General features: G+C 47.9%; 13 protein-coding genes and 1 pseudogene. 5 read left to right on the top strand and 9 right to left on the bottom strand.

Annotated elements, in window-relative coordinates; translation table 11 throughout:
* Positions 1-2: 2 nt before the first annotated feature.
* From GLV97_RS10630 to nadE, 3 genes are all read right to left on the bottom strand, one after another.
* A complete protein-coding gene (locus GLV97_RS10630) occupies positions 3-1,913 on the bottom strand; it encodes an endonuclease MutS2 (RefSeq protein WP_160889644.1) in 1,911 nt (636 codons plus the stop codon).
* A 357-nt stretch (positions 1,914-2,270) separates the two neighbouring features.
* Positions 2,271-2,840: a cysteine hydrolase family protein gene (locus GLV97_RS10625; RefSeq protein ID WP_160838810.1), complete on the bottom strand. Its 570-nt coding sequence runs from the start codon at positions 2,838-2,840 to the stop codon at positions 2,271-2,273.
* Between the two features lie 2 nt (positions 2,841-2,842).
* Complete coding sequence (gene nadE / locus GLV97_RS10620; protein ID WP_160838811.1) at positions 2,843-3,592, bottom strand: NAD(+) synthase; 750 nt, start codon at positions 3,590-3,592, stop codon at positions 2,843-2,845.
* A 145-nt stretch (positions 3,593-3,737) separates the two neighbouring features.
* On the opposite strand from nadE, the gene bshB2 reads away from it, so the two are divergent.
* Together bshB2 and GLV97_RS10610 are read left to right on the top strand one after the other, a co-directional pair.
* Complete coding sequence (bshB2, locus tag GLV97_RS10615; protein ID WP_202409774.1) at positions 3,738-4,424, top strand: bacillithiol biosynthesis deacetylase BshB2; 687 nt, start codon at positions 3,738-3,740, stop codon at positions 4,422-4,424.
* 164 nt (positions 4,425-4,588) lie between these two features.
* Positions 4,589-5,323 carry a FixH family protein gene (locus GLV97_RS10610; RefSeq protein WP_160889643.1) on the top strand — a complete coding sequence of 245 codons (735 nt, stop codon included), beginning with the start codon at positions 4,589-4,591 and terminating at the stop codon, positions 5,321-5,323.
* Between the two features lie 37 nt (positions 5,324-5,360).
* Here GLV97_RS10610 and typA read toward each other — a convergent pair whose 3' ends face one another.
* On the bottom strand, positions 5,361-7,202 hold the full coding sequence (gene typA, locus GLV97_RS10605) for a translational GTPase TypA (protein WP_160838813.1): 1,842 nt from the start codon (positions 7,200-7,202) through the stop codon (positions 5,361-5,363).
* Between the two features lie 249 nt (positions 7,203-7,451).
* On the opposite strand from typA, the gene GLV97_RS10600 reads away from it, so the two are divergent.
* Complete coding sequence (locus GLV97_RS10600; RefSeq protein WP_160889642.1) at positions 7,452-8,396, top strand: RluA family pseudouridine synthase; 945 nt, start codon at positions 7,452-7,454, stop codon at positions 8,394-8,396.
* Positions 8,397-8,587: 191 nt separating this feature from the next.
* On the opposite strand, the pseudogene GLV97_RS19970 reads toward GLV97_RS10600, so the two are convergent.
* From GLV97_RS19970 to GLV97_RS10590, 3 genes and pseudogenes are all read right to left on the bottom strand, one after another.
* Positions 8,588-8,758: pseudogene (locus GLV97_RS19970) on the bottom strand (IS5/IS1182 family transposase); the annotation flags it as partial.
* 246 nt (positions 8,759-9,004) lie between these two features.
* Positions 9,005-9,310, bottom strand: a complete 306-nt coding sequence (locus GLV97_RS10595) for a 4a-hydroxytetrahydrobiopterin dehydratase (protein WP_160889641.1) — start codon at positions 9,308-9,310, stop codon at positions 9,005-9,007.
* 2 nt (positions 9,311-9,312) lie between these two features.
* Positions 9,313-11,103, bottom strand: a complete 1,791-nt coding sequence (locus GLV97_RS10590; protein WP_160889640.1) for a M3 family oligoendopeptidase — start codon at positions 11,101-11,103, stop codon at positions 9,313-9,315.
* Positions 11,104-11,562: 459 nt separating this feature from the next.
* Between GLV97_RS10590 and GLV97_RS10585 the strand changes: the two genes are divergently transcribed.
* Positions 11,563-12,474, top strand: a complete 912-nt coding sequence (locus GLV97_RS10585) for a TIGR03571 family LLM class oxidoreductase (protein WP_237417325.1) — start codon at positions 11,563-11,565, stop codon at positions 12,472-12,474.
* A gap of 19 nt (positions 12,475-12,493) precedes the next feature.
* The gene (locus GLV97_RS10580; protein WP_160889639.1) at positions 12,494-13,204 is read left to right on the top strand and encodes a DUF5694 domain-containing protein; all 711 of its coding nucleotides are present in this window, start codon (positions 12,494-12,496) and stop codon (positions 13,202-13,204) included.
* Between the two features lie 58 nt (positions 13,205-13,262).
* Here the strand turns inward: GLV97_RS10580 and GLV97_RS10575 are convergent, their stop codons facing one another.
* Complete coding sequence (locus GLV97_RS10575; protein WP_160841459.1) at positions 13,263-14,891, bottom strand: BCCT family transporter; 1,629 nt, start codon at positions 14,889-14,891, stop codon at positions 13,263-13,265.
* Between the two features lie 460 nt (positions 14,892-15,351).
* Positions 15,352-15,606, bottom strand: coding sequence for a hypothetical protein (locus GLV97_RS10570; protein WP_160889638.1), 255 nt, complete (start codon positions 15,604-15,606; stop codon positions 15,352-15,354).
* Positions 15,607-15,730 lie beyond the last annotated feature (124 nt).

Below are 15,730 nucleotides of genomic sequence, written 5' to 3'. Positions count from 1 at the left end.
CTCTACTCTTCCTCATCCAGGGTGAGCCCTTCCACATATTTGCGGTTCATCATCCGGTCGATTTTCCTGTACTCCTTCGATTTGAAGATGATATCAAAATCATAACCTTCCGGATAAAGCTCTTCAGCCGGGATGTGCAGTTTCAACCGTTTATGGTTGTACGTCTGTTTTTCCCCTTTCACCTGGACAACGTAATTGCCCCTGGCATCTGGTCCTTTATAGACGATACCGGCAGCTTCCGAATCAGGGACATGCACATTATCGCCCATTTTGAAAGAAGGCTGCTGTCTGCCGTCGTTCCGTTTCCGGTTCTTCTTATAGCGGTTGACAGCCACCTGATCAGCATAAGAAGAATGTTTCCGTTGATCATCCCCAAGCTTATAAGAAGACTCTTCATTATAGGTGATCCTGTGAGCGTGGTTCAGAATATCCGGATGCAGCCCAAGTTTATAAGCGATATCAAACGCCTGGCTCTCCCCAGCTGTACCCGTCTGAAGCTGATAGGTAGGCTTCAAGGTTTCCAGATCAAAAGCCATCGCCCCGTTGATGAATCCTTCCTTCTCCTTCGCATAAGCTTTCATTTCACTATAATGAGTCGTAGCCAGAATATCCGATCCTTTGGAAGCCAGCTGATCAAGGATGGCTGTTGCGAGCCCCATTCCCTCACCCGGCTCTGTCCCGGATCCGATTTCATCTAATAACAACAGCGAATGATCGTTCGCTTTCTGTAAAATATCAATCAAGTTCGTCAATCGCGAACTGAACGTGCTCAAGTTCTCTTCAATGCTCTGTCCGTCTCCGATATCTACATAAATCGACTGATATAATGGAAGAACACTGCCCGCTTCTGCAGGAATGTGAAGCCCTGACTGGGCCATCAGACAGAACAGGCCGACCGTCTTCAAGGTAACGGTTTTCCCACCGGTATTCGGACCCGTAATAAGAAGCGCCTGCTCCCCATCCTCCATATGAAGGGTCAGCGGAACAGCCTTCTCCCCGAGCATCGGGTGTCTGCCCTTATTGATTTTCAACACATGATCAGAAAAGATGGGGGTATGGGCTGCTGTCCATCGGCTGTATTTAGCTTTAGCAAATAAAACATCATACTGATGCATGGTCTCGACAGCGATAGAGAGGTCCTGCTCGTGCTCCAGCACCTCTCCTGTCAACGTATATAAGATCTGCTCGACTTCCTGCTCCTCACTGAAAATCAATAGCTGGAGATCTTCCTGAAGACGGGTCACTTCTTCCGGTTCGACAAAAAGAGTGGCTCCGGACGCAGACTGGTCCAGCACGGTCCCTTTCATTTTTGTGCGCTGCTCCCGCTTGATCGGCAGCGTCCACCGGCCGCCCTTATCCATGGGACGCGGCTCCTGCATGATGGTCGCATATTTTTTAGCCAGACTGCTCATCCGGTCCTTGATTTCTTCCGCTTTTTTCTCTTTTTTCCTCCTGATTTTCGCAAGCTCCTTCGAAGCATGGTCGTCCACCCTTCCATGCCGGACCGATGAGGCGATATCTTCTTCTAATCCAGTCAGTTCGGCCATCGACTCAGCATAAAGAGCAATCCTTGGAGCAATCATCTGCTGCCCCTTCATAAACCGTTTCATTTTCGTCATATGATCCAGGAAGGAAAGAAGGATCATCAGCTGCCTCGGCTGAAGATACAAGCCTTTTTTCCCCTGCTCAAGCATTCCTTGAATGTCACCGAGAGTATGAAGCGGGACACGGCTCTGGGTGGCGAGAATGGCCTTGGCCTCCTCTACCTCCTTATGCATGACTTCAAGTCTCCTTTGATCATAAATCGGTCTCAACTCAAGGATCGTCTTCTTCCCCGACTCTGTATGGGCGTGCTCAGCTACCCTTTGTAAAATCGCGTCATATTCCAACACTTGAAATGTTTGTTCGTTCAATGGGAACGCCTCCTGTTGTTATCCATATAAAAAAGCCCGCGGCAAGCTGAAATAAGCTCATCGCGGACTTTGTGTGAACGTCGTCTGTTCCACGGGATACGAAAAGAAGCCGGGGCTGAAAAAGCAGCCACAGCTTCAAAGACGCATCTGTCCAGGCTATGCTTATGCTTGTTCTTAACTGTTCCTAAAAAGGCGTCACTTAAATAAGCATGCATCCGGGCACACTTTTTACACCAGTTTAGAAACGTATCCAGTTCATGGATTAGTTAAGAACAACCACACTCATACATCATTCTCCTCTATATTAAGGATCGTTCTGCGTGGAACAGACGATTCATCCTTTTCAATATATGAAATTCATGTCTGTTTGTCAACGGAAAAAACATCCTCCAGGTTCTTTTCGGAGGTTGGAGCGGTTTCTGCTCCAAGAGATCTCCGGATGATTTTCATCGCATTGTCGTTATCCCCACGTGATTCCGAGGCTGAAAGATTGGAGGGCACCCACAGCTCATACTCCCTCATATACGCATCGTTTGCTGTAAACAGCACACAGATATCACCAGCGACCCCTGATAGAATCAGTCTGCTGACACCAAGCTGATTCAACAGGATTTCCAACTGGGTTCCGAAGAATCCGGAATGCTTCGGCTTAATAATGAAAAAATCATCCTCATCCGGTTCTGTCAGCTCCACAAGCGGCTCACCCGGTGACTTCCGGCATACATCAATGATGTCGGAGGTGTTGTCCTGCCACAGTCCGAAGTTATCATTCACGTAGATGACAGGCATTCCCTGCTCTTTTATTTCCTGTTTAAAGCTCTGCAGATCCTCGGCCGCAGGAAGAGCATTCTCCAACAAGTCCTCTCCCCCGTCAAAGTCCAATGTATTCATCATATCGATGATAAGAAGGGCGGTTGATGCTTCCATGATTAATTTCCCCGGTATTTTTCCGGCCCTGCAGGAATCTGCCGCTTATGAGCCGTTTTTTCATGTGTGTCTTTCAATACTTTCTCATCTTCAGGATCAATCTTCTCCCCGCGCAGGTATGCGTCAATGGTATCATAAGACATGCCGAGCTCATCCTCATCGGTCTGGCCTTCCCACAGTTCGGCACTCGGTTTTTTCTCAATAACGGAGGAAGGAACATCCAGAGCTGCCGCCATTTCCCGGACTTCTTCTTTCCGCAGATTGATTAACGGAACGAGATCGACGCCGCCATCCCCGTATTTTGTGAAGTAGCCTGTATAATCCTCAGCGGCATTATCTGTTCCGACAACAAGATAATTGTAGTTATTACCAACCGCATACAGGGTACTCATCCTGAGGCGTGCTTTCAGATTCGCTCCACCGAGCTGGGATTTATCATCATTCCAGTCCCCTTTTTCTTCAATCTGCCCCTTCACTGCCTGATAGGCTGCTTCATAGGTGTCCGTCAAATTGATCCCGATATAGTCAAGATCCGCTCCTTCTACCACAGCAAGTGCATCGGTCTGTTCTTCCATCTTTTTATGGATCGGCAGCAGGACACCAAGCGACTGATCAGGAAAAGCCTTTTTGACAAGGTAGGAGACGACAGCTGAATCGATTCCGCCGCTGACTCCGACAAGCGCTCCGTCAGCTCCAGCCTCCTCTACTTTATCCTGCAGCCAACGGACCAAATATTGAATACGTTCTTCCATTATAAAAACTCCCTTCCAAATTTCGTCTAATCCTCTTTTTCCTTTTCCTGCCTTTTATAAACCCCGCCTATAAACAAATGACTTTTCATTTTAAAAAAAGTAGGCAATAATGGAGATTAGTGATCCTCTTCAAGGAGTGAAAGAAATGATACAAAATGAACAACACGTACTTGTGATCTTCCCCCACCCGGACGATGAAGCGTTTGGTGTGTCTGGAACGATCTCCACTTATATAAATCAGGGCACCCCATTAACCTATGCCTGCCTGACGCTCGGGGAAATGGGAAGAAACCTCGGCCGCCCCACGTTCGCCACAAGGGAATCGCTCCCTGACATCCGGCGCAGAGAACTTGTTAAAGCCGCAGAAGCTATGGGGATTGATGATCTCCGGATGATGGGTCTCCGTGATAAAACGTTGGAATTTGAAGACGATACAGAAATGAAACACATGGTCAGCCAGCTTATCGACGAGTTGAACCCCTCTCTTGTCATCAGCTTTTATCCAGGCTACGCTGTCCACCCGGACCATGAGGCGACAGCGCGTGCCGTTGTCCGTGCTCTGCGTGACATCGATGAGGATAAGCGTCCGAAGTTCCACGCCGTTGCGTTTGCCAATGACACCGAGGAAAACCTGGGGAAACCAGACGTCGTTCACGACATCCGGGGTGTTCAGGAACAGAAGATGAACGCGATGCGGGCCCACATTTCCCAGACCGCCGCTATGCTGGAGATGCTCGAAGAGGGCATCAAAGTGAACGATCCGGAAGCGCTCAAGTGGGTGACCGAAGAAAAATTCTATACGTATGACTGGTCCAAGGACCAGGTCACGTAAGAAAGAAGAGTTCTGCTCCATGGAGCAGAACTTTTTTTGCAGTCCGCAAAATCCAAAACATTCTTTCACTGGCAATTTTTCACCGGACTGACTAAATTCAGGTCTCCATGACCATGATGGAAATGATATTCTATAACAAGGGTCAACATAAAGGAGATGATTTTTTGAAGAAAGCCGCCATTTTAATGACTGCCCTTATTCTTACGATTTTTTTAACGGCCTGTGCTGATTCTGAGAACAGCGGAAGCGAAGACCAGGCTGCTCCCATACCTGAAGTTGAAGTGCTGCTTGATCAGCAGCCTTATCCCATCAATGAACCCGTAGACATCCGTGCAGAAGTGACACAGAATGATGAGCCTGTTCCCGATGCCTCCTATGTTAAATTTGAGATCTGGAACACAGAAGAAGGTCAGGACACTTCAGAAACCAAAGAAGCTGAACATACAGAAGCCGGCATCTATGAGCTGTCCTATACATTTGAGCAGGAAGGTTCCTATCAGGTAATTGCTCATACGCAGGTCGGCGATCTGCATACAATGCCGCAGAAAGAAGTAAAGGTCGGCACAGGACATGGAGGACATTCGATGGAGATGGAATCAAGCAAGTTTATGGTCCATTTGATGACAGAGGAAACTTTCTCTGCAGGTAGTGAATCCATGCTTACCGCCCATATCAACCATATGGAGGAGCCGTTCACTGGAGGTCAGGTCACCTACATCATCACACCTGAAGCAGGCGGTGAATCATCCGAAGTCACGGCTGAGGAAAAACAACCAGGTGAATATCAGGGATCTTATACGTTCGAAGAAGCAGGAAACTATACGGTTACCGTCGTTTATGAACAGGAAGAAAAAGAGCTCGAAGGCAGAAAAGAACAAACCATAGAAGTAACCGAATAAAAAAGGACCACCGGAAATGCCCGGTGGTCCTTTCGTTTTATACATCTGTATTTTGCAGTTTTTTCTTCTTCGCCATTTTTTCGCGCTCGTTTTTGTTCAAGTATTTCTTACGAAGACGAACGTTCTCTGGAGTAACCTCACAGTATTCGTCATCATCAAGATACTCAATCGCTTCTTCAAGCGTCATTTGACGGGTCTTCTTGATGGTGTTCGTTGTGTCTTTGTTAGCGGAACGAATGTTGGTCAAGTGTTTTTCTTTTGTGATGTTGACCGTCAAATCATTCTCACGGTTGTGCTCTCCGACTATCATACCTTCATACACTTCTGTACCTGGTTCTACGAAGATGGTACCACGGTCTTCAAGGTTCATGATGCCGTACGTGGATGCTTTACCTTTATCCAGAGACACAAGTACACCTTCCCGACGTCCGCCGACTTGTCCTTTTACAAGTGGGGCATACCCATCAAAGGTATGGTTCAGAATTCCATATCCGCGGGTCTGCGTCATGAACTCTGTCGCATAGCCGATAAGACCACGGGATGGTACGAGGAACTCTAGACGTACTTGACCATTACCATCGTTGACCATATCCTGCATTTCACCTTTGCGGTATCCAATGGATTCCATAACGGCACCCTGATACTCTTCCGGTGTATCGATCTGCACGCGCTCGACAGGCTCACAAGTCTCCCCGTCGATTTCCTTGAGGATAACCTGCGGTTTGGAAAGCTGCAGTTCATAGCCTTCACGACGCATATTTTCCACCAGAATGGAAAGGTGAAGTTCACCACGTCCGGAAACAGTGAAAGCATCCGGTGAGTCTGTAGGATCGACACGAAGACTGACATCTGTCTCAAGCTGTGTAAGCAGACGCTCTTCAATTTGACGAGCGGTCACGTATTTACCTTCGCGGCCGGCAAATGGACTGTTGTTCACCAGGAATGTCATCTGCAGGGTAGGCTCGTCAATACGCGGGATTTCCATGGCTTCCTGATGTTCAGGAAGACAGACCGTTTCCCCAACGTTGATGTCTTCGAGACCGGACAGGGCAATGATGTCCCCTGCCTTGGCTTCTTGAATTTCCACACGCTTCAAGCCTATGAAACCGAACAGCTTGGATATACGGAAGTTCTTCACTGAACCGTCCTTCTTCATCAAGGAAACCTGCTGACCGACTTTGATCTGACCACTGAAGACACGACCAATACCGATACGGCCCAGATAATCATTATAGTCAAGCAGTGTCACCTGGAATTGAAGCGGATCTTCTTTCGTATCCTGCGGAGCAGGAATGTTGTTCATGATCAGCTTAAAGATTGGATCCATCGTTTCCTGCTGGTCTTCAGGCTCATCGCCGGACGTCCCGTTTAGAGCAGACGCATAGACAACTGGGAATTCAAGCTGCTCATCATCCGCACCAAGCTCGATGAACAGATCCAGCACTTCATCGACCACTTCGTCAGGGCGGGCATTCGGACGGTCGATTTTGTTAAGCACAACCACTGGTGTCAATTTCTGTTCCAGTGCTTTTTTCAAAACGAAGCGGGTTTGAGGCATACAGCCTTCATACGCATCAACGACAAGAAGAACGCCGTCCACCATCTTAAGGATACGTTCCACTTCCCCACCAAAGTCGGCGTGACCTGGTGTATCTAAAATATTTATACGGGCATCGTTATAATTGATCGCGGTGTTTTTAGCAAGAATCGTAATGCCGCGTTCTTTTTCCAAATCATTAGAGTCCATAGCGCGATCATCGACATGCTCGTTATCACGGAAAGTTCCGGAATAGTGAAGCATTTGGTCAACCAGCGTTGTTTTACCGTGGTCAACGTGTGCGATGATGGCTATATTACGAATATCATCTCTGTGTTGCATGAAGCACACACCTCTTTCGTATCGCAAATATTATTCAACCGTTCTATTATAACACAACTGATTTAGGATCGATACCAGATTTACTTAGACTTAACGATAGACAGCTGCCGGGCTTTACGCCCCTCCGGAAGAATCACTTCTATTTCCCATTGCACCACAGATGTGGAAACAAGTAAAATAAAATCAATTGGTCCAGCTCCCCGTCTGCGGCGGAGCGGATACACAACAGCCAGAAATTAGGTGTCCATCATGAAAACGACCCGGGACGGAGAATGGCTCAACGTCATCATTCCCCATAAGTGGGACGGCTTAACCATTGAAAAGATCCTGACAAGGGAGTGGCATGTGCCTAGGAAATTGATGCATCGTTTCCGCTCAAACAATGAGGTGATGTTGAACGGCGCCTTTCCCCATTATAAAACGACGAGCGTTCATACAGGAGACCACCTCCTCCTCCGGCTTTTTGGACCGGAGCCTTTAGAGGTCACTCCGGCTTCCATGCCTATCGATCCTGTTTATGAAGATGACCATCTCCTTGTTATCAATAAGCCGGCCGGTGTGTTTACACACCCGAACCGGCCGGATGAACACGATACCCTTGTGAACGGAGCGGCCGGGTATTTCCAGAGACGTGGCATCCCCTCTACTCCGAAGTATGTCCACCGGCTCGACCGGGATACATCAGGAGCCATATTATTTGCCAAGCATCCACTCGCCACAGCGATGCTCGGCAGGGAAATTAAGGAAAGAAAAATCAAACGCACTTATCTGGCATGGGTCCACGGCCGGCTTCTCCCGGAACAGGGGAAGATCATTAAACCGATCGCCAAAGATCCGGATCATACCGTTAAACGAATGGTACGCGAGGACGGCCGGTATGCAGAGACGCATTATACGGTGTTAAGTTATGATGCCCTCCAGGACTGTTCCCTCGTTATGCTCCAGTTGGAGACAGGAAGGACCCATCAAATCCGTGTGCACTTGAGTGCTGTGGGATACCCATTGATCGGAGATACGCTGTACGGTGGAAAAGGAAACAACCATTATAAACAGGCTCTTCATGCAGCCAGGCTGACGTTCGTTCATCCTTTTACTGAAGAAACGATTCATTGTTATGCACCGCCCGCACCATCGTCCGCATTATTTACGGATACCCATATCGATATACTGAAACAGACAAAAAACGGCTCCTGATTCCAGGAGCCGTTCAGCTTGTAGAGAAACCCCTGTTTCTTAAAGCTTTTTTCTTTCTTACCGCCAGGAGCTCAAGCCCCTTCCCTTTCCGCGGACGAGCGTCCGAGCTTCCTCGCAAAACCCACGCTCGGCGATCTCGGGCCACTCGTTCTTCCGCAGGAGTGGAAGGGGCACCGCTCCTTGGGGATTCTTTAAAATCGAAAAAGACCCTCCTTCACGCCGCTCACCCTTGCTGGATGGAGGACAATCTTTTCCGTATTCCGGCAGGCAGCCGTCATCAGCGCCTTTTCCTTCCCTTTTTATTTTCCACGCAGGCGGCAATAGCGCAGCCCGTGCCGTTCTTTTGAATCGGCGAACCTGCGCAGGGCAGGGCACTATCTCTCTTCTATATAATCTAACGTCGGCACGAGGAGCGTTCGGTGGTGATGCCTGCGGGAACAGCAAGGGCGAAGATCCACTTGGGCAGGCATCCGCCGATAAGCGGAACGTGCCCTCTCAACACGACATGCGGACAACTCTAACTGGTTAACTCAGGCTTTTTGTACAGCCAAACGGCTCCTGATTCCAGGAGCCGTTTTTGTTCTGCATTAAGATGCGTTCAACATCCTTTATTTCTGTTCAATAGACCGATAAATGCTGTCGTACTTCCGGGCACACTCCAGGTCCAGTTCTGTCAGCCCCCCGGCATTCCAGGAGGTAAGTTTTAACGTCACCATTTTGTAATCAATGCTGATAAACGGATGGTGCTGGATTTCCTCTGCATACTCTGCTATCAAATTAACAAAGCGGACGCCTGTTAAAAAATCCTGAAAGCGGTAGCGTTTGGTAATAAATTTCTCATCTGTCAGCTTCCATCCATCCAGCTCAGCCACCCTGTCCAGCTTGGCTTCTTCCGGAATACGCGTTTCATCCATCATTATCCCTCCTTTGATGCTTCACTGTATTTCATAAATGCACTCAAATCGGCTGTGCAGAGTTCCACCGCATGCTCCCAGAACTCTCTTTCCTCGAGATTGACACCGAGGTGCTTCCAGGCCAGTTCCTCCACGGTCATTTTCCCTGTATCCCTCAGCAGTGCTGTGTAACGCTCTTCAAATTCAGGACCGGCCTCCAGTGCCTTCGCATAGATGCCAGCACTGAACAGGTAACCGAAGGTGTAGGGGAAGTTATAAAACGGAACATCCGTAATATGGAAATGGAGCTTGGATGCCCAAAAAGTCGGGTCATACTCTTCCAACGTCTCCATATAGGCTTCCTTCTGCGCTTCCACCATCAGTTCATTAAGACGCTCTTGAGATACTGTTCCCTTTCGTCGTTCTTCGTAAAACCGTGTTTCAAACAGGAAACGGGCATGGATATTCATAAAGAAAGCCACACTGCTCTGGACCTTCTCCTCAAGAAGCGTCATCTTTTCCTCTCCCGCTTCCGCTTCTTTTACTGCTGCATCTGCGACAATCATTTCGGCAAATGTAGAAGCTGTTTCAGCCACGTTCATCGCATAGCCCTGATTCAATACAGGCAGATCATTCATGACATGCTGATGATACGCATGACCAAGTTCATGAGCGAGCGTTGCGACACTAGAAGGGCTGCCGGAGTATGTCATGAAAATCCGTGTTTCTCCACTATCCGGAAAGCTCGTGCAGAATCCTCCCGGCTGCTTGCCCGGGCGGTCCTCGGCCTCAATCCACCCTTTCTCAAAGGCCATCTCAGCAAAATCGGCCATTTCAGGGCTGAACTTCCTGAACTGTTCGATAATGAAGGCCGCCCCTTCCTGAAAGCTCTTTGTGCTGTCCGTTTTTCCAACAGGAGCTTCCACATCATAAAATCGAAGGCCCTCCACGCCAAGAAGTTCTGCTTTTCTTTTCATATAAGGGATATACGCATGCTTATAATCGGCAATTACTTCCCACATCGTCTCCAGCGTGTCAGCACGCATCCGGTTATAATCGAGCGGCTCCTTAAGGACACTCCCCCATCCTCTATGCTTATAAGTCTGCAGACGGAATCCTGACAGATGATTCAATGTTTCACTGAATACGCCCACTTCGTTCTGCCATGCCTTCTGCAATTGATCAAAAGCTTCCTTCCGCACAGAACGATCCGGGGAGTCCAATTTGTTGGAGGCCTGCCCCACCGATAGGGACCTGCCTTCCACTTCGACAGCCAATTTACCAACCAGCCGGTCATACATGAGTTCCCACGCCTCATAGCCGTCCACACTCAGGTCATTGATCAACGATTCCCGTGCAGCATCCAGCTTATCTTTGGCCTTCCGCCTCCGCTCGTCCAGCACGAAAGACAGTTCCTTTAGTGATGGCTGCTGCAGGAGCGAAGTCCAAACATCATCATCCATATTCACAAATGTCTCATCCAGCTGGATCAGCGCGTTGTTCAGCCGCGCCCCCAGTTCACTTCTTTTCGCCAGCCATTGACCAGCCCCTGCATCATTGACATTCTGGGCCTGAAGGCAGCTTGTAAAGGCACTGAATTCTTCAAGCTCCTTCACGGCCACCTGAAGAGCGTGCGTGATTTGCTGTAAAGCTTCCGTATCATCAGGACCGGCCGGAGAAACGAAAGACGAAATAAGTGATTCAAGCGCATCCAGGTGACCCTCCAGCTGCTGGACATAATTCTTTAATTCACTGGAATGGCTGCCGCCTTGAAACAGACTGTCCAGATCCCAGGTCATTGTATATGTAGACATAAGTGTTACCTCTCCCATCTATTCTTATTTTCTTCCACTATTATATCAGAGGTGAAAACTCCCTTTTGCACCCGCTCCGAAAATTTACGACATAAAAAAGTTACATTTTTGTAATATAAATGAAACCTTTCTGACTATTCATTCGTCATATAGAGTAGAACAAAAAATACATAGCAATCTTATATTTTTATCTTTAAGGAGCGATGACATTGAAAAAACGTGTAGATTACGACCGAACAGAAATCGCAAGTGTAGCCGGGGGTTCCGCTTTTCTCACTCTTATCCTTTATCTCGCCATCTATATCCTCTAAATGTTACGGGCGCCTCTCCCCCGCTGGGAGAAGGTGCTTTTTTAGTTCCTTTGATTAGAAGTCCAGCCTCCACCTCATTATAATGATAACGAGAAAGAAACACGGAGGAGGAAGCATTTTGTTTGAAAACCACCGCGGATGGCAGAACATGCTCCAAAAAGATCACATCTCTTTTGGGCTGACGATACCGATTGAAAATTACGAGAAAGAAACACCACGCATGGATGATCAAGTACAAAAAGCACAGATGGCGGAAAAACTCGGCTTTCACTGCCTATGGCTTCAGGACGTCCTTCTTGAAGATCCAACATTTGAGGATCCGGCAACCGGACAGATCTTCGACAGCCTGATCTACTTAACTTATCTGGCTTCGCAGACACAGTCCATCAATCTCGGCACAGCAGCATTGGTTATGCCGCTCCGTCACCCTTTACGCACAGCGAAAGAGCTGGCAAGCATTGAACGCTTATTTCCCGGACGTTTGATGGCCGGTATTTCCTCAGGAGACCGGCGGAAGGATTTTGAAGGATTGAACATCCCCATCATGGAACGTGGAGAATGGTTCAGAGAAGCTTTTGATTTTTTTACGAAGGCCTTATATGAAGAATACCCTGAAGCCGTCTCCTCCTTCGGTAAGCTCGACAAATCCAATCTCGTCCCTAAACCGCCCAACAGGATTCCTGTTTTTATGACGGGCTACTGTCAGCAGACGATCGACTGGATTGCTGAGCATGGAGACGGATGGATGTTTTATCCTCAGCGTCCGGAACAGCAGAGGGAGACGATCAACATGTACAGGGAAAAAGTGAAACAGATCCATGGGGATGTTTTCCGTCCCTTCTTCATGCCGCTTCCTGTTGTTCTTTCCGAGGACCCGGAGGCCCCCATCGAAAAAATCCCTGCCGGTTATCAAACCGGGCGGGAAGGCTTAAAGAATATTATCGAAGAGTATCGTTCCGCTGGTGTGAACCATATGATGTTCGGCCTTTCAAAAAACAAACGGCCGACAGCTGAGGTGATGCAGGAAATCGGCGAAGATATCCTGCCGTATTTTAAATGACACGGAAAGGAATGATGAAATGAAACCCGAAATTATGCTTCTCGGCACTTTTCATATGGCTGTGGAGCCGGAAATGATTCACAAACATAGTGATGAACTGTCTTCCATAACCGCTTCACTGCAGGAATGGAACCCGACAAAAATCGGTGTGGAAAAATCGTTTTTTCTGGAAGAAGAAATCAATAAGAGACTGAAGCAGTTCCTGCAGGGAGAGCAGGCCCCTGCCTACGATGAAGTGGAACAGATCGCTTTTCCACTGGCTGAAGCCCTTCAACAGGACCGTCTATATCCTGTTGATGAAATGGTGGATATGTCCACCCCATCCCTTGACCAAGTATTCTCCTGGGCAGAAGAGCATCAGCCCGAGCTGCTCAAGGAAATCCTCACCATCCAGCAGAGCGTGAAGCAGATGGAGGATAAACAGACATTAGCCGGTTATTTCCGTTACATTAATGACGAAGATTACAAGAAACAGTTGAAACGTGTCTATATGAAATTGACTCGAGTCGGTGACCGCCAGCATCAAATTGGTGTCCACTGGCTGAAACAGTGGCATCACCGCGATTTAGCCATGGCGGCGAATATCCTGCGGACCGCAGCCCCCGGAGACCGCATTCTTGTTCTCGTCGGCGCCGATCACCTGCATCTGGTGGAACGGTTTCTAAAGGAAAGCGGAGATGTGACTATTCAAGACGTCACGCCTTACCTGCCGGAAAAAAAGAATGTTTGATTCCCTTTCTTCTGCGGGAAAGAAAAAACCCTGAACTCCATTGGAGTTCAGGGTTTTCTTATCTTCCATCCGTATCTTTATCTTCAAGGGCCTCAAGGGCGGAACGCTTTTTCTTTTTCCTGCGGTTTTTCCATCGCTTAATGTGAATCGTGGACGGCTCATAGTCATCAGACTCGCGAATATCGGTATTGGACGCTTTCATAAACGACCAGGCGAGCAGGAACATGATGATAATGAGCGGGAAACCACCGACAATACTTGCTGTCTGCAGGGTATCCAGTCCACCGAGGAACATCAGAGCAAGCGGCATGATACATAACGCGAATGCCCAGAATAGACGGTTCCAACGGAGCGGTTCACCCTCCACATTCCTTTGTGTCACAGACGCAAGAATGTAGGAGGAAGAGTCAAAGGTCGTGGCAAGGAAAATGATAGCCAGGACCGTAAAGATCAAGACGATGAAATCAGCCAGCGGCAGCTGGTTCATAATTTCAATAATGGTTGCCGGTGCCCCGTTATCATTCATGAAGGCAATGGCATCAAATTCACCTGAAATCTGCAGGTAAAGACCGAAGTTACCCATAATTCCGAAGAAAAGGACACATCCAATCGTACCATACACCATCGTACCGAGGATCATTTGACGAATGGTACGTCCTCTGGAAATCCTGGCAACAAACAAACCGACAAACGGCGCGTAAACGAGCCACCATGCCCAGTAGAACACGGTCCAGTATTCAGGGAAGCTCGTCTTCTCAAACTGGCCGAGGTTCCCGAACGGCTCCATCCATGTCGCCATGCGGAAGAAGTTATCGGCAAGAAGTCCGAGAGATGTGAACGTCGTTTCACTCATAAAACGGGTCGGACCGAAAATGAAAATAAACGCAAGCAGGAAGATAGACAGCCATAAGTTCACATCACTAAGGATTTTAATTCCACGTTTCAGGCCTGAATAGGCACTGATCGCGAATATCAACGTACAGAGCAGCATAATCCCGCTTTTCAGACCGAGAGTTACGGGAATGCCTGTTAAATCATTGACACCCTGTGCAATCATCGGTGTTCCGAGCGCAAGCGTCGTCCCTGCACCGCCCAGAAGTCCGAACATAAACAAAACATCAATAATTGTACCAACCGGGCCGTCCACCGTATCACCAAGGACCGGACGTACAGCTTCTGATACTTTCAACACCGGCTTTTTCCGTACATAGTAGAAATAGGCAATCGGCAGCGCCGGCAGCGTATAGATCGCCCAGGCGATCGGTCCCCAGTGGAACATGCCGTAAGTAGAAGCCCATTTGATTGCTTCCTTGGATTCCGGTTCTACACCGAATGGAGGCCCCTGATAATAATACGCCCATTCAATGACCGCCCAGTACAGAATACTGGAACCGATCCCGGCAGCGAAAAGCATCGCGGCCCAGGAGAATGTACTGAATTCAGGCTTTTCTCCTTCATCTCCAAGTTTGATGGCACCATTTTTACTGAAGGCTACATAGATTAAAAAAGCAAAAATGACAAATCCAAGAACCATATAAAGAACGCCGAAATTCTCTGTCATAAATGTATTGGCTTGAGACACTACTTCCTTCCCTGCCTCAGGGAACATAATCAATGGCAGGGTTACTCCAAGCAGTAAAATCAGGGCCCCTATAAACGTGGGCCAGTCAATAAGCTTTGTTTTCAAGTGACATACATCCTTTCTTATACCTTCGTTAAGTAGTTTGGACTGCAAGGGTTAAAACATGCAATGCGGGGGATAAATCAGGGGATTAAGTAAATCGTACAGAATAAATTGTACCAATTGTATAGACATAAGGCAAATTTCGATGTAAATCTAATACCCCATCCAGGGTAAAATATTCCTATTTCACAGGTTTTTCGAGGGGTTTTGACAGAAATGAACATTTGTTTATGGAAAGGAGGAGAAAGGGTGGAAAAAGCGTTCTCCCTAATATTTTCACTCCTGTGGACAGCCGTTCCGATTTGAATTTGACTGTTTGGCTGCTTAAAAAAAACCCCCGAAAACGGGGGTTGAAGTGACGGTGGTAATGATGGGAATTCTCTTCCTGGTTTTCGGCTTTCTTTACCTGTTGGCGGCCGTCTTCTGTGCCGCAGCCAGGCTTTACCGCCGGCTTTTTTTAAAATCATATAAAAAACAGCCACGGGAGAATCATCGGGATCATAATGATGATGGTTACAATCAACCATGCACTAGGGTTATCGCTCGTTACCTGCTTCCGGTAGGACATCGCCCATGCAGTAATGAGCAGGACAGTCATGATCATACTCCGCAGATGAAGATCACCGTCTTTATTATTCATAAATATGTACACGCCGCCTTCGACAACGATCAATATTCCGACTAAGATGTTAAAAATATGGGTGAACCCGCTATTCATCCTTCTGACTCCTTCCACTTATGGTTGCCTGTATCCTTTCCAAGTATAGTACAACCTTATGCTTTTAGGAAGAATGTCCCTTCCAAAGGAGCTGTTCATGCAATTCTGACCTGTCCCTTAAGGT

Source organism: Halobacillus litoralis, assembly GCF_009856355.1.
Lineage (GTDB): Bacteria > Bacillota > Bacilli > Bacillales > Halobacillaceae > Halobacillus > Halobacillus litoralis_B.
Note: the sequence above shows the minus strand (reverse complement) of the source record. Positions and strands in the feature narration are given on the sequence as shown.